General features: G+C 60.7%; 19 protein-coding genes. 11 read left to right on the forward strand and 8 right to left on the reverse strand.

Annotated elements, in window-relative coordinates:
* Nucleotides 1–19: 19 nt before the first annotated feature.
* Nucleotides 20–946, reverse strand: coding sequence for a Gfo/Idh/MocA family protein (locus AB4O36_RS13090; protein WP_460141950.1), 927 nt, complete (start codon nt 944–946; stop codon nt 20–22).
* 194 nt (nt 947–1,140) lie between these two features.
* Between AB4O36_RS13090 and AB4O36_RS13095 the strand changes: the two genes are divergently transcribed.
* Nucleotides 1,141–2,241, forward strand: coding sequence for an acyltransferase family protein (locus tag AB4O36_RS13095; protein ID WP_460141951.1), 1,101 nt, complete (start codon nt 1,141–1,143; stop codon nt 2,239–2,241).
* Nucleotides 2,242–2,368: 127 nt separating this feature from the next.
* On the opposite strand, the gene AB4O36_RS13100 is transcribed toward AB4O36_RS13095, so the two are convergent.
* Nucleotides 2,369–2,821 carry a winged helix-turn-helix transcriptional regulator gene (locus AB4O36_RS13100; protein ID WP_460141952.1) on the reverse strand — a complete coding sequence of 151 codons (453 nt, stop codon included), beginning with the start codon at nt 2,819–2,821 and terminating at the stop codon, nt 2,369–2,371.
* Nucleotides 2,822–2,931: 110 nt separating this feature from the next.
* On the opposite strand from AB4O36_RS13100, the gene AB4O36_RS13105 reads away from it, so the two are divergent.
* Entirely contained in the window at nt 2,932–4,155 is a 1,224-nt protein-coding gene (locus AB4O36_RS13105; RefSeq protein WP_460141953.1) for an MFS transporter, read from the forward strand.
* On the forward strand, nt 4,152–5,048 hold the full coding sequence (locus AB4O36_RS13110) for an EamA family transporter (RefSeq protein ID WP_460141954.1): 897 nt from the start codon (nt 4,152–4,154) through the stop codon (nt 5,046–5,048). The genes AB4O36_RS13105 and AB4O36_RS13110 overlap by 4 nt, the downstream gene beginning before the upstream one ends.
* Here the strand turns inward: AB4O36_RS13110 and AB4O36_RS13115 are convergent.
* The 3 genes from AB4O36_RS13115 to AB4O36_RS13125 form a co-directional block, all read right to left on the reverse strand.
* Entirely contained in the window at nt 5,043–5,258 is a 216-nt protein-coding gene (locus tag AB4O36_RS13115) for a hypervirulence associated TUDOR domain-containing protein (RefSeq protein WP_460141955.1), read from the reverse strand. The two genes, AB4O36_RS13110 and AB4O36_RS13115, sit on opposite strands and share 6 nt — an antisense overlap.
* A 76-nt stretch (nt 5,259–5,334) precedes the next feature.
* On the reverse strand, nt 5,335–5,853 hold the full coding sequence (locus AB4O36_RS13120) for a nuclear transport factor 2 family protein (protein ID WP_460141956.1): 519 nt from the start codon (nt 5,851–5,853) through the stop codon (nt 5,335–5,337).
* 20 nt (nt 5,854–5,873) lie between these two features.
* Complete coding sequence (locus tag AB4O36_RS13125) at nt 5,874–6,944, reverse strand: aldo/keto reductase (protein WP_460141957.1); 1,071 nt, start codon at nt 6,942–6,944, stop codon at nt 5,874–5,876.
* Nucleotides 6,945–7,073: 129 nt separating this feature from the next.
* On the opposite strand from AB4O36_RS13125, the gene AB4O36_RS13130 reads away from it, so the two are divergent.
* Nucleotides 7,074–7,970, forward strand: coding sequence for an AraC family transcriptional regulator (locus AB4O36_RS13130; RefSeq protein ID WP_460125802.1), 897 nt, complete (start codon nt 7,074–7,076; stop codon nt 7,968–7,970).
* 31 nt (nt 7,971–8,001) lie between these two features.
* On the opposite strand, the gene AB4O36_RS13135 is transcribed toward AB4O36_RS13130, so the two are convergent.
* Nucleotides 8,002–8,916, reverse strand: coding sequence for a LysR substrate-binding domain-containing protein (locus tag AB4O36_RS13135; protein ID WP_460142142.1), 915 nt, complete (start codon nt 8,914–8,916; stop codon nt 8,002–8,004).
* Nucleotides 8,917–9,114: 198 nt separating this feature from the next.
* On the opposite strand from AB4O36_RS13135, the gene AB4O36_RS13140 reads away from it, so the two are divergent.
* From AB4O36_RS13140 to AB4O36_RS13160, 5 genes are all read left to right on the forward strand, one after another.
* On the forward strand, nt 9,115–9,864 hold the full coding sequence (locus tag AB4O36_RS13140; protein WP_460125804.1) for an SDR family NAD(P)-dependent oxidoreductase: 750 nt from the start codon (nt 9,115–9,117) through the stop codon (nt 9,862–9,864).
* A gap of 99 nt (nt 9,865–9,963) precedes the next feature.
* Nucleotides 9,964–11,262 (forward strand): MFS transporter, encoded by a 1,299-nt coding sequence (locus AB4O36_RS13145; RefSeq protein ID WP_460125806.1) that lies wholly within the window; start codon nt 9,964–9,966, stop codon nt 11,260–11,262.
* A 17-nt stretch (nt 11,263–11,279) separates the two neighbouring features.
* Entirely contained in the window at nt 11,280–12,128 is an 849-nt protein-coding gene (locus tag AB4O36_RS13150; protein WP_460125808.1) for a transketolase, read from the forward strand.
* Nucleotides 12,125–13,144: a transketolase family protein gene (locus AB4O36_RS13155; RefSeq protein WP_460125810.1), complete on the forward strand. Its 1,020-nt coding sequence runs from the start codon at nt 12,125–12,127 to the stop codon at nt 13,142–13,144. The genes AB4O36_RS13150 and AB4O36_RS13155 overlap by 4 nt, the downstream gene beginning before the upstream one ends.
* Nucleotides 13,145–13,199: 55 nt before the next feature.
* A complete protein-coding gene (locus AB4O36_RS13160; RefSeq protein ID WP_460125812.1) occupies nt 13,200–14,156 on the forward strand; it encodes an alpha/beta hydrolase in 957 nt (318 codons plus the stop codon).
* Between the two features lie 25 nt (nt 14,157–14,181).
* Here the strand turns inward: AB4O36_RS13160 and AB4O36_RS13165 are convergent, their stop codons facing one another.
* Nucleotides 14,182–14,559, reverse strand: a complete 378-nt coding sequence (locus tag AB4O36_RS13165) for a hypothetical protein (protein WP_460125814.1) — start codon at nt 14,557–14,559, stop codon at nt 14,182–14,184.
* Nucleotides 14,560–14,575: 16 nt separating this feature from the next.
* Nucleotides 14,576–14,716 carry a hypothetical protein gene (locus AB4O36_RS13170; RefSeq protein WP_460125816.1) on the reverse strand — a complete coding sequence of 47 codons (141 nt, stop codon included), beginning with the start codon at nt 14,714–14,716 and terminating at the stop codon, nt 14,576–14,578.
* 156 nt (nt 14,717–14,872) lie between these two features.
* On the opposite strand from AB4O36_RS13170, the gene AB4O36_RS13175 reads away from it, so the two are divergent.
* Nucleotides 14,873–15,481, forward strand: a complete 609-nt coding sequence (locus AB4O36_RS13175; RefSeq protein ID WP_460126730.1) for a biliverdin-producing heme oxygenase — start codon at nt 14,873–14,875, stop codon at nt 15,479–15,481.
* On the forward strand, nt 15,478–17,727 hold the full coding sequence (locus AB4O36_RS13180) for an ATP-binding protein (RefSeq protein ID WP_460125818.1): 2,250 nt from the start codon (nt 15,478–15,480) through the stop codon (nt 17,725–17,727). The genes AB4O36_RS13175 and AB4O36_RS13180 overlap by 4 nt, the downstream gene beginning before the upstream one ends.
* Nucleotides 17,728–17,813: the final 86 nt, after the last annotated feature.

A 17,813-nucleotide genomic window follows, 5' to 3' on the forward strand; every position in this document is an offset into this window, starting at 1 on the left:
GCCGCGGTGCCGATCCCGATTAATCGTAGAACGGCTCAGCCAGCGTACGACTGCCGACGAAAAAGCTGTCCGCCACCAACCGCAGCGGCTGCAAATCCAGATCGCTGGCCTTGTTGCCGATCAGTTGCTGGAAGTGCCGATACACGGCGGCATACTCACCCTCCTCTGATACCGATTGGCGCACACCATCGATGCTCAACCGTGCGCCACCGTTATCCAGGCGCAAGGTACCTTCGCTGCAACGAATTTCGATGCTCCAGAGCTCGTCATGGCCGTGATCGAAGTCGAACTCGGCCCGCACATCGAGCTGGCGCGCGTCGGCCATTTTGATGGAAGCGGCAATCGGCGACTGGCAGTTGCTCGGTACCCGCAACTCGGCCGATTCGACAAACAACGGCAGCGGCAACAGGTGAGTGGCGATCGACAGGGCGTTAATGCCCGGGTCGAATACGCCCAGGCCGCCCGGTTGCCAAATCCAGGCCTGGCCGGGGTGCCATTTGCGTACATCTTCCTTCCAGTCGATCTGCACACTTTGCAGTGTGCGGCTGGCCAGCCAGTCGCGGGCGGGTTCGATGCCCGGCGCGTAGCGTGAGTGCCAGGCAAACAATGCGCTGACACCCTGGTTGCCGGCCTGATCCGCCAGCGCCATCGCTTCGCCCAAGGTGGCGCACGGCGGCTTTTCTACCAACACGTGTTTGCCCGCGGCCAGTGCTTGTTGCACCAGCGCGAATCGTCCTTGTGGTGGCGTGCAGAAGGCAATCGCATCCACCTGCGGGCCCTTTTCCAGCATTTCGTCCAGGGACTTGAAGTTCTCAACCCCGGCGCAGGGCTGCCCCTGGGTGGCAACGGACACCAGTTGGAAAGCGGGATTGGCCTTGATCGCTGGCACGTGTTGATCCTGGGCGATCTTGCCGTAACCCACCAGGCCGAGACGGATCGGTAACATCAATGACTCCTTGTTGTTTGTTTTGTTTGAATCAGCGAACGGGAAAGATACGTCTGTCTCGCGGGGAAGTCATCGACGGCGTGCATGCGTTGGCGTTCTGCCCCGTTGACAAGCCCCGCCAGGTGCTAAGCTGCGACTCAGTGGTTGCATTACAGAACGATAAGAATCCGTAGCTGGACAATGGAGACGCGGGAATGAGTGTAATCACCACTGACGATAAGCATCGCCTCGCCCTGGTCGACGCCCTGCGCTGCTTCGCAGCCTTCTGGGTGGTGTTGTTCCACCTGTCCGAAGGCACTCACATCCCCACCCTTCTTGCCGCCATCCCGCACTGGGTCAAGTATGCGGTGTTCGATGCCGGTCACCTGGGCGTGCCGATCTTTTTCGTATTGAGCGGTATCGTCATGGCGACCACCACGGCGCGGGTGACGATGAACAATGCCAACGCGGCCAACTTTGTCGCGCGCCGTCTGGTGCGCCTGGCCCCGCCCTACTATGCGGCCATCGCCCTGGGTGTGGCGGTGATTGCCGCCAAACGGATGTTCGGTCAACCCGATGTGGCTCTTCCCGGGGCTACGGATATTTTCGCGCACATGCTGTTTCTCCAGGATTTCCTGGGCATCAGGAACATCATCACAGTGTTCTGGACCCTGTGCATCGAGGTGCAGTTCTACATCGCCTTTGCATTGCTGATGTGGCTGGCTGACCAGGCCGCCGGCAGTGAAACGTTCAAATCGCGCAATCACTTCATTTGGGCCAGTGCGCTGCTGGCGCTGCTGTGGCCCACCGAACTCATCCATTCGATCGGCTGGAAAGGCGGCTTTATTGCGTTCTGGTACAGTTTCATGACAGGCGTGCTGTGCGCCCAAACCCTGTCCGGCACGCTGCAGAGCCGGGTTGTCGCCATGGGGTACAGCGCCGTGGTTTTGTTGATCGGGGTGCTCGGTGACGACTCATTTGCCATGGCGGCCGGATTGACCGGCCTGTCGTTTTGCCTACTGCTCAATCGGTCCGTCACACTGGGTTTGCTGGCCAGTTATCCGGTGCAGAAGATAGCGCTGATTTCCTACAGCCTGTACCTGTTCCATTCCCCGGTGACCGGGACATTAATGCGGGTGTACCGGCGTTTCATGCCCGACGGCCTGGCCTCGGACATCCTGGCGACGGTGCTGATCATCGTCTGCTGCATCGTCGTGGCCGCCATTGCCTACCGCCTGTTCGAACGCCCCGCCATCGCCTGGAGCCGGCGCATCAAGTTCAAGCGCAACGACGCCCCGATCACCGCGCCCCTGTAGGAGCGAGCACGCTCGCGATGGAGGCCCGGGCACCGCGGGCGTCCAGGCAGCCCGCGTCATCGTTTACGACCATCGCGAGCAATCGAGCGTCGACCGGCGCTCCTGCAGGGGAACGGTGGGTACTGCCTCACTCGACCACAACCCTCACCCGCCGACAATCCGCCGGCCCCAGCTTGCGGCCACTGGCCGAGCGCACTTCTATGGGCATCACCGGCTCGCCGCCCTCGTCGTCGAGCAACATCGAGCGTGTCTCACCGGGCTCGAACAGGAACCGCTCCCCCCACTGACGCAGGCTGACGACTATCGGAAAGACTTCACGTCCCTGTTCCGTCAGGACGTATTCCTTGTAGGCACTGCCGTCCGAGGCTGGTCGCACGTCGAACACCCCCACCTCCACCAGTGCTTTCAACCGCGCAGTCAATATGTTCTTGGCCACGCCCAGGTTCTTCTGGAAATCACTGAAACGGCGAATGTCGTCAAACGCGTCGCGGATGATCATCAGCGACCAGCGATCGCCAATGGCTTGCAGTGTCCTGGCGACCGGGCACTCGTTGGCTTGCGGTGAAGTGTCTTGCACCATCGCTTGCTCCTCGCGAAATCGCACTTAAATCTGGTTGCATTTTGAAACCTGATCCAGCAACCTGTCAATCAGGTTTTAAATTGAAACCAGTTTAACCGACGGAGCCGCACATGACAGCTGATACCGCAGTTCGCCAAGCCGACTCGCCTGCGGGGCTTTCGCCATCACTGACCCTGCTGTTTTCCATGACCTGTGCGCTTGCAGTCGCCAACATCTACTTCGCACAGCCCTTGCTCGACACCATGGCCCAAGACCTGAACGTCGCGTCGTCTCTGATTGGCAGGGTGGTGACGGCGACGCAGGTGGGTTATGCGCTGGGCTTGTTGTTCATCGTGCCGCTGGGCGACTTGCTGAACCGCAAATGGCTGATTCTGGCGCAAGTGCTCGCGACTTCCTTAGCGCTGACGGCGGTCGGCTCGGCCGAGCAGTGGTGGGTGCTGTTGGCGTCGATGATCGCTGTCGGGCTGCTCGCCGTGGTGGTTCAGGTGCTGGTGGCCTACGCCGCCGTGCTGGCGACACCCGCACAACGTGGGCAGGCGGTGGGAACCGTCACCAGCGGTATCGTCCTGGGCATCCTGATGGCCCGGTTAACCTCGGGGCTGATTGCCGATCTCGCCGGTTGGCGCGCCGTGTATTTCGTTTCATCCGGGCTCATGCTCGCCCTCGCGGTGGTGCTCTACAACATGGCACCGGACGCTGCAGCCCCGCGAGTCAAGCACAGCTACCCAGCACTCATCCGCTCACTGTTCGCGCTGTTCCTGACCGAACCGACCCTGCGCATCAGAGGCCTGTTTGCCCTGCTGATCTTCGCCGCCTTCTCCGTGCTCTGGACAGCCATGGTCCTGCCCTTGAGCGCCCCGCCGCTGTCGCTTTCCCATACCGCCATCGGCCTGTTTGGCCTGGCGGGTATTGCCGGCGCCCTGGCCGCCAGGCGAGCCGGTCGCTGGGCCGACCAAGGTTTTGGCCAACGGGTGACCGGCCTGTCGTTGGCGCTCCTGACAGTGTCGTGGCTGCCCATCGCGTTTGCGCAAACCTCGCTGCTCGCGCTGGTTGTCGGCGTGATCCTGCTCGACTACGCCGTGCAGGCCGTTCACGTCACCAACCAGAGCCTGATTTTCACCGCGCGCCCCGACGCGCAAAGCCGCATGGTCGGCGCTTACATGTGCTTTTATTCGGTGGGCAGCGCGCTTGGCGCCGCCGCCGCGACCCAGGTGTACGCGCTATGGGGCTGGCCCGCGGTGAGCCTGGTGGGCGGGTCGATCAGCGCAACGGCACTGCTTCTGTGGTTTTTCACCCGACAACTCCCCGCAATCGATCAAGGACCCTGCGCATGAAGACACGGCACTTGCTGCTCGCCATTTCCATCACCGCCATCTGGGGGCTGAACTTCTCGGTGATCAAACTGGGGCTGAGCACCGTCGACCCGCTGATTCTCGCCGGCCTGCGCTTCAGCCTCTGCGCCGTGCCCGCCCTCTTTTTCATCCCCAAACCCGATGTGCAATGGCGCTACATCATTGGCTACGGTCTGGTATTCGGCATCGGACTGTGGGGAGTGGTCAACCTGGGGATCAAGGCCGGACTGTCAGCCGGCATCGCTTCGCTGGTGCTGCAGTTCAGCGCGTTTTTCACCATCCTGCTGGGTGCGTGGGTGTTCAAGGAAACGGTCTCACGCTATCAACTGGCGGGTATGGCCATCGCGTTATGCGGCTTGTTGAGCATTCTTTCCATTGTCGACGGCACCGTTACCGCCGCCGGGCTGATCCTGGTATTGCTGGGTGCAGTGGCCTGGAGTGCGGCCAACGTGATCAACAAAAAGGCCCGAACCACCCAGGTGTTCGCCTTCCTCGTGTGGTCCAGCGCGTTTTCGCCGATCCCGCTGTTTGCGCTGGAATACGCCGTGAACGGTTCGGCGGGTTACAGCGCCCTGGTCCACCAACTGGACTACCGTGCCGTGCTGTCAATTCTGTTCCAGGTGTACCCCAACACGCTGTTCGGTTACTGGGTGTGGAATTCACTGCTGAAGCAATACCCGGTTTCCACCGTCGCTCCATTGTCCTTGCTGGTGCCGGTGTTCGGTTTGCTGGGTTCGGTGATGATTTTCGATGAGAGGCTGTCGATCAACAAAATCGTGGCGGTGGTGCTGATTGTTGCGGGGCTGGGTGTCGGTCTTTACGGCCAGCGCATGCTGGACGCCGTGCGCAGTCGCGTGAATCGTTGCGCTTCATGATCCAGTGCGATGCAGCGCCTCGCCATGGTGCATCGCCAGGTGACCGGTCTTGTCACTCCTGACCTCGTATTGCGGGGCATCCTTCGATGCCGGGCGATGGCGCCCCATGAACTCGACATCCTTGACGTGCACTTTGACGACCTTGCCGTGGATGATCCCAGCCTCGGAATTCCAGCGCACCGCGTCCCCGACCTTCAATGATGTGCTCATTTTCCTTTCTCCGTGCCTGTCTGTTCTGTTGTAGAACCGCCAGGCACGGAGAGATTCAGTTTGATCGGCCTTCTGACTAATTCGCCGCCTGTTCAGGGATACGCCGCAACACATCGTCATAAGGGGCCAGGTCAAGAAAGGCCGTGGCCTCGAACGCCTTACCGTCGCGCATATGGAAGATCCAGGCATAGCTGTTGCGATACGCCTGCCCATCACGCGCCGTACCAACGCCGTCCCATTGAATGATCACGTGATCGCCATCGGCCCATATCTGCTTGCGAACGGGCCGGACCGGGCTGGACAGGCGCGAAACGAAGGGGCGTACCGCTTGTTCGACGAATGCATCCACCCCTCGATATTCACCCGCACTGGGGCCTGAGCCCTTGATGGTCCAGACGACATCCGGTGTCAGGATGTCGCTGAAGAATGTGGTGCCACCGGCGGCCCAGCGGTCAAAGGCTTCGGTGACGTGCTGTTTGTTTCGTGCTTCGACAGCCATCATTGAGTTGGCGCTGGCCCCGGTCGACCCTGTTCCCAGGCCAACCAGCAATGCCAGTGTCATCGAGCGCACGCGTTGCAAGGTGATGGAACTCATGAATATGCCTCCTTCGGCTATCACACCCGGCGCTCCAATTGAGCGCCACCGAATATCAGTTGCTGGACCATAGGCCGAGAGACGAAGCGCCCCGGAAAGATGGGCTCGGGAGCGCTGGCTTGATTCAACTGGGCGATGTGCTCGTCAGCCAGTTGCAAACTGAGGGCACCCAGATTATCCCGTGACTGGGCCAGCGTCCTGGCGCCCATCACGGGGGCCGCCACGGCCGGATTGAGCAGCGTCCAAGCCAGGGCGACCTGAGATGGCGTGGCGCCCACCTCGTCAGCAACGGCTGCCACCACGCTGGCAATTTGCAGGGAGCGTTCATTCATATGCCCCGAAGAGCTGATGACACCCTTGCGCGTCGCCGAGACGTTAGCTTCGCTGGCCTGGCCCAGATCCTCACGAGCGTATTTGCCGGTGAGGATTCCGCCGCCCAAGGGTGACCAGGGCAAGACTCCCAGCCCCATCGATTGCGCCATTGGCATCAACTCATGTTCGACGCTGCGTTCCACCAGGCTGTACTCGATCTGCAATGCCACCAGGGGCGACCAGCCGCGCAATGTGGCGAGGGTCTGCAGTTCGGCGATTTTCCACGCCGGGGTGTTGCAGATACCGAGGTAGAGCACCTTGCCGCTACGCACCAGATCATCAAGGGCGCGCATGACTTCCTCGGCGCCGGTGGTGAAGTCCCACGCGTGCAGGTAGAGCAATTCGATGCGGTCGGTATCGAGTTGCTTGAGGCTGGTCTCCACCGAGCGCATCAGGTTCATGCGATGGTTGCCACCCGAGTTGGGGTCACTGGGATCGCGGGCCATGGTGAACTTGGTCGACACCACCAGGCGGTCACGTTTGCCCTTGAGGAACTGGCCAAGAATGCGCTCAGAGGCGCCATTGGTGTAGTTGACCGCCGTGTCGATCAGGTTGCCGCCATGATCGACGTAGGCATCGAAAATCTGCCGGGCTTCAGCTTCATCCGCCCCCCAGCCCCAGTCGGCGCCAAACGTCATGGTGCCGAGGGCAAGGGGCGAAACGCGCATACCTGATCGTCCGAGCAGGCGGTAGTGGTCGAGTGCTGTGGTTGCAGGCATTATGGCCTCCTTACAGAAGTGGATGCTGACCGGTACGAAACAAGTCTGCCCGCCAAGGCCCGCACGCTTATAGATGAATCGTCCTTCCTTCTTGCACGATTATCCGAGCCGGCATTTAACGGAGTTCTCATGGAATCTTTGCAAAGCCTGATCGACCTCATCAGTCGCCACGCGCCCACTGACGGTATTCATGACACCCCGATCCCCGGGGTCAGTCTTGTTCGCTCCAGCAAACCCACCATCCCGATGCCCGTGGTCTACGAGCCGACGCTGTGCCTGATTGCCCAGGGTCGCAAACATGTGGTGGCGGGCAGTGCGTCGTATGTCTACGACGCTGCCACGCACCTGGTGGCGTCCGTGGACATTCCCGTCATGGGCTCGGTCATCGAGGCCAGCGAGCAGGCGCCTTACCTGTGCCTGGTGCTGGATCTGGACATGAGCGTATTGAGTGAGCTCGCCCTGCGCCATCGCGCACCGGATGACACGACCGACCTGCCGACATCGGGCATCGAGCTCAACACGACCACCGCGCCGATGCTGGATGCTGCCGTCCGGCTCGCCAGGCTCCTGGATACCCCAGCCGACATCGAAGAGCTGGCGCCTTTGGTCATTCGCGAGATGCTGTATCGCCTGCTCACCGGCAACGCCAACGGAATCGTCCGGCAGATGGCCAGGGGAGATAGCCGCTTGAACCAGATCGCCCGTGCCATCGCGTGGATACGCAACCACTACCACGAAGCTTGCCGGATCGAAGAAATGGCCGACGTTGCAGGCATGAGCCGCTCGACGTTCCACGCTCACTTCAAGGCCGTCACCGCCATGACCCCACTGGAATTTCGCAGTCAATTACGCCTGCAGGAAGCCCGGCGCCTGATGGTGGCGCAGGCGTTCGATGCCGCCGGCGCCGGCTATCGCGTGGGCTACGACAGCCCTTCGCAGTTCAGCCGCGACTATGTGCGCATGTTTGGACTGCCGCCGGGCAAGGATGCACAGCGGCTGCGCAACACGGTCGAATGGTCCGCCTAGCGGCCGGACTCGTGAGACAGGGACGCGCTGCTCAATAATCGAAGTCGTGCCCCAACTCCTGCTGCATCCAGTCGAGAAATCTGCGCACGCGGGGGAAGCTGGAGTGCGCGCGCGGAAACACCAGATGATGCGCAGTGATGGGCGCACTCAGCGAAGGCGCGACCTCCACCAGGTCACCCCTTGCCAGATATTCGCGGGCCAGCAAGGTACTTTCCAACGCGAAACCGAGCCCATGACTGGCTGCCTCCAGCGTCATGTAAGACCGGTCGAAGCTCAGCGTGTAGGGTTTCTCGGGACGTGACAGCCCATGCTGGGCAAACAGTTGCGGCCATTTGATCAACGTCGCCTCCGACAGGATCAACTGGCTGTCCAGCAAATCGGCGGCACTGCCGACGGGGTGTTTTTCAAGGAGTTTTGGGGAGGCCATGACAGAAATGGTTTCGTTGCCGATGGTGCGCACTTCGTAGCTCGGCCAGTTGGGCATGCCATGGCGAATATCGACATCGATCTTGTCGCGACTGAAGTGCAGCGACTCGTAGGAGCAGGACAGATTCAGCTGGATGTCCGGATTGCTCTGCCGAAACTGCTCCAGCCGCGGCATCAGCCATAACAGGCCAAAACTGGGTGAAGAATGCAACCGCAGGCAATCCAGGCTGACATCACTGGTGGCGCGCTCGGTCGCCACCGCCAGGCTGTGCAGGATTCCCGAGATTTCCTTGAGGTATTGCTCGCCGACTGGCGTCAGCGTGACTCCCCGGGCGGTGCGCAGGAACAATTGGCGGCCAATCATGGCTTCCAGTTTGGCCAGTTGATGGCTGACCGCAGAAGGCGTCAGGTCAAGCACTTCTGCCGCTCTGGCAACGTTACCGAAGCGCGCTGTTTGCTCAAAGGCCTGAATGGCTTTCAGCGGTGGCAACACCGCAGGCGTATCGCCGGAGGTTGGCATGATCATCCTCACTTCTTTACAGGCGGCGGAAACCGGGGATGGGTACATTCAATCATTGCAAAGCCAGGCTGGCGAGTGCTGAATTTTTTCAGCACCGAGTGATATTTGCCTTATTGCTCCAGGCATCGCGCAAGACCAAGCTGGGTCATCGGCTCCAAATGAACCGACCTCATAAAAACAACTCAGAGGTGCTCTCCCATGCTTGTCCAAGGCAAAGTCGCAATCATCACCGGTGCAGCCTCCGCACGAGGGATTGGCCGCGCAACCGCGACCACTTTCGCGCAACACGGCGCTCGTGTCGTCATCCTCGACCTGGACGAATCGGCTGCGCGAGATGCTGCCGCATCGCTCGGCGAAGGCCATCTCGGCCTGGCGGCCAACGTGGCCGACGAGACCCAGGTCCAGCACGCCGTCGCCAGAATCATCGAGCATTTCGGGCGCATCGACATTCTGGTCAACAACGCCGGGATCACCCAGCCCCTCAAGACGCTGGACATTCGCCCTTCGGATTACGACAAGGTGCTGGACGTCAGCCTGCGCGGCACCCTGCTCATGTCGCAAGCAGTGATTCCCACAATGCGCCAACAGGGGGGCGGCAGCATCGTGTGCATGTCTTCGGTGTCGGCACAACGCGGTGGCGGCATTTTCGGCGGACCGCACTACAGCGCTGCCAAGGCGGGTGTTCTGGGGCTGGCCAAGGCCATGGCGCGGGAACTCGGGCCGGACAAGGTTCGTGTCAACTCCATTGCCCCGGGCCTGATTCATACCGACATCACTGGTGGGCTGATGCAGGACGAGCGCCGCCACGCGATCATCGACGGCATTCCGCTCGGCCGCCTGGGTGAAGCACAGGACGTCGCCAACGCCGCGCTCTTCCTGGCCAGCGACCTATCCTCATACCTGACCGGTATCACCCTGGATGTGAACGGCGGAATGCTGATTCACTGAGTCACTCTGGGCGGGCCTGCATGGCCCGTGCGGTTCTGGATCGATGATGCAGCCGGGCCAATGGCCTGGCGGTCAATAAAAACAAGAGATCGGACCATCATGACAACCCTGTCGCTCGAAGCGGTTTCGACCGTGCGTTCCAACGCCTACCGTAAAACGGCCTGGCGCCTCATGCCCTTCCTGATGTTGTGCTACCTGTGCGCCTATCTGGATCGCGTCAACGTCGGTTTTGCCAAGTTGCAAATGATGAACGACCTGGCGCTCAGCGAAGCCGTCTATGGACTGGGCGCGGGCATGTTCTTCATCGGTTATTTCCTTTGCGAAGTGCCCAGCAACATCATCCTTCACAAAGTCGGCGCACGGGTGTGGATTGCCCGCATCATGATCACTTGGGGCATCATTTCCGCCCTGTTCGCCTTCGTGGAAACCGCGTGGCAGTTCTATGCCCTGCGCTTTTTGCTGGGTATCGCCGAAGCGGGGCTTGCCCCAGGTCTGCTGCTTTATCTCACCTACTGGTTCCCGTCCTATCGCCGGGCGCGCATGACCGTGCTGTGGTTCATCGCCATTCCGCTGTCCGGCATGGTCGGTGGCCCGCTATCGGGCTGGATCATGAACCATTTCGCCGGCGTCCATGGATGGGCCGGGTGGCAATGGATGTTCGTCATCGAGGCCGTGCCAACGGTCATCGTCGGGCTGCTGGTGCTGAGCTACCTCAAAGATGGGGTGCATCAGGCAGACTGGCTCAACGACGAAGAGAAAGCGCTGGTCACCCGCGAGCTCGCTGAAGACAACCAGCAGAAAGTCACGCACGCCTCGGTCGGCGAATTCATCCGGGACAGGCGCCTGTGGCTGCTCGCCGCCATCTACTTCTGCGTCGTGATGGGTCAGTACGCAATCACTTTCTGGCTCCCGACGCTGGTGCGTAATGCCGGTGTCTCCGATCCGCTGCACATCGGATTCCTGACCAGCCTGCCTTACCTTTGCGCGATCGCGGCGATGCTGCTGGTCGGGCGCAGCGGTGACAAACATCGCGAACGCCGCTGGCATCTCATCGTGCCCATGATTGCGGGAGCCATCGGCCTGAGCCTGGCAGCCCTGGTGGGTGGCAATGTGACGCTTTCCATCCTCAGCCTGTGCCTGGCGGCCTCGGGGATCCTGTCCGCCACCTCTCTGTTCTGGATGCTGCCCACCACCTTGCTCGGTGGCGTATCGGCCGCCGCCGGCATCGCGGCCGTCAACAGCTTCGCCAACCTCGCCGGGTTCTGCTCGCCCTATCTGATCGGCTGGGTCACCACACAGACCGGCTCCAGCGCCATCGGCATGTACCTGATTACCGGCGTGCTGCTGGGCGGTGCCACGCTGGTCCTGCGCATCCCAGCAACCCTGGTCAATCGTTGATTTCTCGGAGCTTTACCATGAACCCTACCTCTGCACCGCAATCACCCGTGACACTGGCCGAACGCGCCCACAACATTCGCCACCATGCGCTACGCATGGGGCAAGTTCAAGGCCAGGGCTACGTCGGACAGGCGCTCGGCGCTGCCGACCTGTTGGCAGTGTCGTATTTCCACGCCATGAACCACCGGCCGCAAGATCCACAGTGGGAGGAACGAGATCGCTTCTACCTCTCGATCGGCCACTACGCCATTGCTTTGTACGCCGCCTTGATCGAAGCCCGGATCATTCCACTCGATGAACTTGAAACCTACGGTTCGGATGACAGCCGGCTGCCGATGTCGGGCATGGCCGCTTACACCCCTGGGATGGAAATCACCGGTGGCTCCCTCGGCCAGGGACTGGGCATTGCGGTGGGTGCTTGCTTGGGCCTCAAACGCAAGGCCTCATCTTCCTTCGTTTACAACCTGCTCTCGGACGGAGAACTGAATGAGGGTTCCACCTGGGAAGCGGTGATGTCGGCATCGCATTGGAAACTGGACAATCTGATCGCCATCGTCGACGTCAACAATCAGCAGGCCGATGGCTATTCCAGCGAAATCCTGTCATTCGAGCCCATCGTCGATCGCTGGCAAGCCTTTGGCTGGTTCACCCAGCGCGTTGATGGCAACGACCTCGAAGCGTTGGTTGCCGCCTTCGATGCCGCCCGCAACCATTCGGGCGCACAGCCGCGCGTCATCATCTGCGATACCAAGATGGGTAAAGGTGTGCCGTTTCTGGAAGCACGAGAGAAAAACCATTTTATCCGTGTGGAAGAACATGAATGGGAGCTGGCACTGAACAATCTTGAAGAAGGAAAAGAACAATGAGCAACGCCACCCCTGCGACTTCAGCCGCTGTGCCGAGCAAAAAGCGTCTGACAACTTCGGCAATGATCGCCTCCATCGCATCCGAGGGCCAGGCCACCCGCTCAGCCCCCTTCGGCCACGCCCTGGCTTCGCTGGCAGAGCAGCGCCCGGACATTGTCGGACTGTCCGCCGACCTGTCCAAGTACACCGACCTGCATATTTTCGCCAAAGCGCACCCAGACAGGTTCTACCAGATGGGCATGGCCGAGCAATTGCTGATGAGCGCGGCCGCAGGCATGGCCCGCGAAGGGTTTGTTCCTTTCGCCACTACCTACGCCGTGTTCGCCTCCCGGCGTGCCTATGACTTTATCTGCATGGCAATTGCCGAGGAAAACCTGAACGTCAAGATCGTGTGCGGTCTGCCGGGCCTCACCACAGGATATGGCCCAAGCCACCAGGCCACGGATGACCTGGCGATATTCCGCGCCATGCCTAACCTGATGATCGTCGACCCCTGTGATGCGCTGGAAATCGAACAGGCTGTGCCGGCTATCGCGGCTCACCAAGGCCCGGTGTACATGCGCCTGCTGCGCGGTAACGTTCCCCTGGTGCTAGACGAGTACGGTTACACGTTCGAGATCGGCAAGGCCAAGACTCTGCGCACCGGCAATGATGTGCTGATTATCTCCACGGGTTTAATGACGATGCGCTCGCTCGAAGCCGCTAAACACTTGCAAGCCGATGGCATTGATGTGGCGGTCCTGCATGTACCGACCATCAAGCCACTGGACGAGCAGGCCATTCTGGCCGAGGCTCGAAAATCGGGTCGCCTCGTGGTGACGGCGGAAAACAGCTCGGTGATTGGCGGATTGGGAGAGGCCGTCGCCGGTGTGTTGTTGCGCAACGGCGTGACCCCGACCTTCCGGCAAATCGCCTTGCCCGATGCATTTCTGGATGCCGGGGCCCTGCCGACGTTGCATGACCGTTATGGCATTTCCACAACGGCCGTCTGCGCACAGATCAAGGCCTGGCTGTAAACCTACCCCGAGCGGCGCCTTCACAAAGGCGCCCGACGCTGCAAAAAGGCCGGATATGAAACCCGAAGAGCTGCTGGACCCTGACTTTCAAGGTTTCCTGATGCCCGGTACACAAACCTGGTCCCTGGATACCCTGGCAGACATCCGTAATCGTGTGCATGCCGGCTTCAAGCCTGCGAACGAGCTTCGTTGCGAGCAGCGATGGATACCGGGCTGCGATGGTCAGAAATTGCGCCTCTGCCTGTACCGACCAAGCAGCTCGCCTGAAAGCAAGCTTCCTGCAATCGTCTACCTGCACGGCGGAGGGTTCGTCCTGGGCCGACCGGAGATGGCCGATGATTATCTGGCGGATCTGGCTGAGCAGGTACAGGCAATTATCGTCGCGGTGGACTACCGGCTGGCACCTGAATTCCCCTTCCCTGCTCCCTTGGATGATTGTTACTCGGCGCTGGCGTGGCTGCATTCCAACCAACAATCGCTCGGTGTGGATGCAAAGCGCCTGGTGATCATGGGTCACAGCGCGGGCGGAGGACTGGCGGCCGCCCTGGCGATGCTGGTTCGAGACAGGGAGCAGTATGTACTCGCCGGTCAGGTTCTGATTTATCCCATGCTTGACCATCGCACGGGCACCGAAAGTTCACCGCACACCAATTGCACCACCGGCGTCATTGGCTGGTCCGCGCACCCCAACCAATTCTGCTGGAGTTGCCTGCGCCCAGATCACCCCCTGAGCCAAGCGAGTGCGGGCTTGTATTCACCGGCGCTTCAGACGAACCTGGCCAACCTGCCCCGTACATTCCTGTCGGTGGGCGCGCTGGACTTGTTCCTGGAAGAAGGCGTGGCCTTCGCCACCCGATTGTCCCGCTCCGGCGTGCCCATTGAATTGCATGTCTATCCAGGGGCACCGCACATGTTCGATCAGCATCCCGGGCGGATTACCGATCAATCGCGCCTTGATATCGCGCGGGCCTTGAAAACAATGATCAGCGAAGGCGCATCCTCCGGCATTTGAGGCGGTTGCCCTTCGCTGGCGTACTTCACGGTCGGTTCTCTTCCCGCGTCGGCATCGTCCAGTCACCTGGCCGTTTATCATGAATGGACGGCTCGCGCGGCTGTCCCTCGTAGGCGAACGCCACCAGATAAACCGCCAGCGCGAAGGTTGCCAGGGCGGCACGGCCCATTGGGTTGGCGTCCTTTGACAGCCCACCACCCGTCGCGAACTGCACCGTGCCCCCACGCAGGTAGTTGAACACTGCCTGCCCGAACAGTGCCTGCAGCATCAGGACGGTCCAGAAGCGCTCCCAATCCCCGGTGAAACGGGCGAACGCGTTGACCAGAGTCGCGACGATCATCAATGTCAGAACCACGTATCGGTGGCGCCTCAAGAACACCAGAATTTTGCTTTGCGCTTCCATCGAACGCTTTCCTGCGTTATTTCTTCGACCGCTGCGACCAGCCGATGACCATGAACACCAGTCCGGGCAACCAGAAACCGGTGTTCTCCGTACTGATGCCGATGGCAAGCAGAGGCAGCCCTACAAGAAACAGTGGGTGTTTGAATGCAGTATCCATCGCGCGAACCCTCCCAGAAAATGGCGGTCAGTTAACCATGGACCAGCCATCGCAATTACAAAAAACCCTCAAACCAGTTCTGCCCAAGAACTGTAGTATGCACACCGGAATTTTTTCAGTCATGGCCATAACGAGGTCGGATTAGAGTTTATGACCATGCAACCCAAGACCCGTGAGGTCCCACCCGTGCTTCAGGATCTGCGCACCGGCACCGCCGTGCTGCATATCGCCCTGGAGAAACGTCTGCCGTTTTTCTCCGACACCCTTGATGTCCAGGCTTTCCAACGCCTGATGCAGGCCTATTACGGTTTTTATCGACCGCTGGAAACCGCATTGCAGTTGAGCGCGTACATGCCGGAAGATTTTGACTTGCGCATGCGACTCAAAGCCATGACCTTGGGCCGCGACCTGCAAGCCATGGGCCTGTCCGAGCAAGCACTGGAAGATCTGCCCGCCTGCCGAGACTTGCCGGTGATCGATAGCGCCGCAGCGTGTCTGGGTGTCCTCTACGTGTTGGAAGGCGCAACGCTCGGCGGGCAGATCCTGCGTCGGGAAATCGCCTCACGGTTGGACCTGGGCGCAGAAAACGGTGCCGCATTCCTGGATGTCTATGGCGCCTCGACCGGCCGCCGCTGGCGCGATTTCATCGATTACCTGGGCAGCCGCCCAATGGACGCCGACGAGCGCAAGGCAGTCGTCGCCGCAGCACACACGACTTTCAGTTGTTTCGAACGTTGGCTGCAAAGCCAGGAGGTTCTGGTATGACACCACAAGACAAAGACGCGTTTGAAGAACTCCTGGCCAACTGCGCCGACGAACCTATCCGTTTTCCCGGGGCCATCCAGCCCCACGGCTTGCTGCTGACCCTGACCGAGCCTGAACTGGAGATCATCCAGGTCAGTGCCAACGTCGACACATTATTGGCGCGAGAGCCGCAGACGCTGATCGGGCGCCCGCTGCAAAGCCTCATCGGTGACGCACACGCCAAAGCCGTACGCGAAGCGTTGCAGCAACCTACGCTCTTCGACGTCCCACCCCTGCGCTTCAAAATCAACGGCACGGCGTTCGAAGGCTTGCTGCATCGCCATGAAGGGGTGCTGATCCTGGAACTGGAGATTCATGTCGAGAATTTCCAGCCGCGCAATGTCGCCGGCAACCAGACGAATCTGGGGCGGATGCTCCAGCGCCTGCAAGCGGCGACCACGCTGCAACAGTTGTACGACGTGAGCGTCAAGGAAATACAGGCCATGACCGGTTACGACCGGGTACTGATCTACCGATTCGAAGAGGAAGGCCACGGCCAGGTCATCGCCGAGGCTTCCGACCCGTCTATGGAAGTGTTCAACGGCCTGTTCTTCCCGGCGTCGGACATCCCCGAACAGGCCCGTGAGCTGTATCGCACCAACTGGTTGCGGATCATCCCCAACGCCGATTACCAGCCGGTGCCGCTGGTGCCGAAGCTGCGACCCGACACCCAGACCCCGCTGGACCTCAGTTTCGCGACCCTGCGCAGCGTCTCGCCCATTCACTGCCAGTACATGAAGAACATGGGGGTGCTTTCATCGATGAGCATTTCCCTGATGCGCGGAGACCAACTGTGGGGCCTGATCAGCTGTGGCAACCGCCAGCCGTTGCATGTCCCGCATGAGTTGCGCACGGCCTGCCAGACCATCGGCCAGGTGCTGTCGCTGCAGATCAACGCGATGGAGGCGCTGGAACTGAGCCGCCAGCGTGATGAGAAGCTCGAGTCGCTGGCGCTGCTCAATCAGGCAATGATCGACTCACCACAGAATGTCTTCGACGGCCTGGCCCAACAACCCCAAGTACTGATGGCGCTGGCCCGGGCGTGTGGCATCGCCATCATCGAGGACAAGCAACTGCACCGGTACGGCAGTTGCCCGGAGCCCGACGAAATCCGCGCGTTGCACAAATGGTTGCAGGAGAGTGGCAAACCGGTGTTCGCCAGTCATCACCTGGCCAGTGTCTACCCACCCGCCGCGCAGTATCAGCAAGTGGCCAGCGGTGTGCTTGCCATGAGCCTGCCCAAACCTGTCGACAATGGCGTGATGTGGTTCCGTCCGGAAGTCAAAGAGAACATCCAATGGAGCGGCGACCCGCGAAAGCCGCTGGATCTTGAGAACTCCGACACGGGTCTGCGACTGCGACCGCGCACCTCGTTCGAAATCTGGAAAGTCGAAATGTCCGGGATTTCCACCAAGTGGAGCCACGGCGACCTCTACGCGGCCAACGACCTGCGCCGCTCGGCGCTGGAAAATGACCTGGCTCGCCAGGTGCGTCGAGAGCAGGAAGCCGTGCGCGCCCGCGACGAACTGGTGGCCGTGGTGTCCCACGACTTGCGCAATCCGATGACGGTCATTTCCATGCTATGCGGCATGATGCAAAAGACCTTCAGCTCCGATGGCCCGCACACCTCGCGGCGCATTTCCACCGCAATCGACACCATGCAACAAGCCGCCGGGCGCATGAATACGCTGCTCGAAGACCTGCTCGACACCTCCAAGATCGACGCGGGCCGCTACACGATCACGCCGCAAAAGCTCGATGTCGCCCAGATGTTCGAGGAAGCTCAAGCGCTGCTCGCCCCTCTGGCACTGGACAAGGACATCAGCATTTCCTTCGAGGCTGATCCCGAGCTGCGCATCCAGGCGGACCCTGAGCGCTTGTTCCAGGTGCTGTCGAACCTGGTCAGCAACGCGATCAAGTTCACCCCGCGCCTGGGCACGGTAGGCGTGCACGCCGAATCGTGCGGCGGCGAAATCGTCTTCACCGTGCGCGACAGCGGTGAAGGCATACCTGCGGAGCATCTGCCTCATGTATTCGACCGCTACTGGACGATGAAGGAAGGCAATCCAACGGGCACTGGATTGGGTCTGTATATCTCGCAGGGGATTGTCGAGGCCCACGGTGGGCGCATCGTGGCCGAGAGTGTGCTTGGCCAGGGAGCCTTGTTCAAATTCACGCTGCCGGCAGCGGTTGATGGTGTGAAGTGAATCGCTTGGGGAGATTGCCAGGCGCTTGACATCACCCCGCTCCATGAGCGCAGCATCGTAACGAAAAACGCCCCGCCAGAGCATCG

It is taken from the genome of Pseudomonas sp. S2_E01, assembly GCF_054668365.1.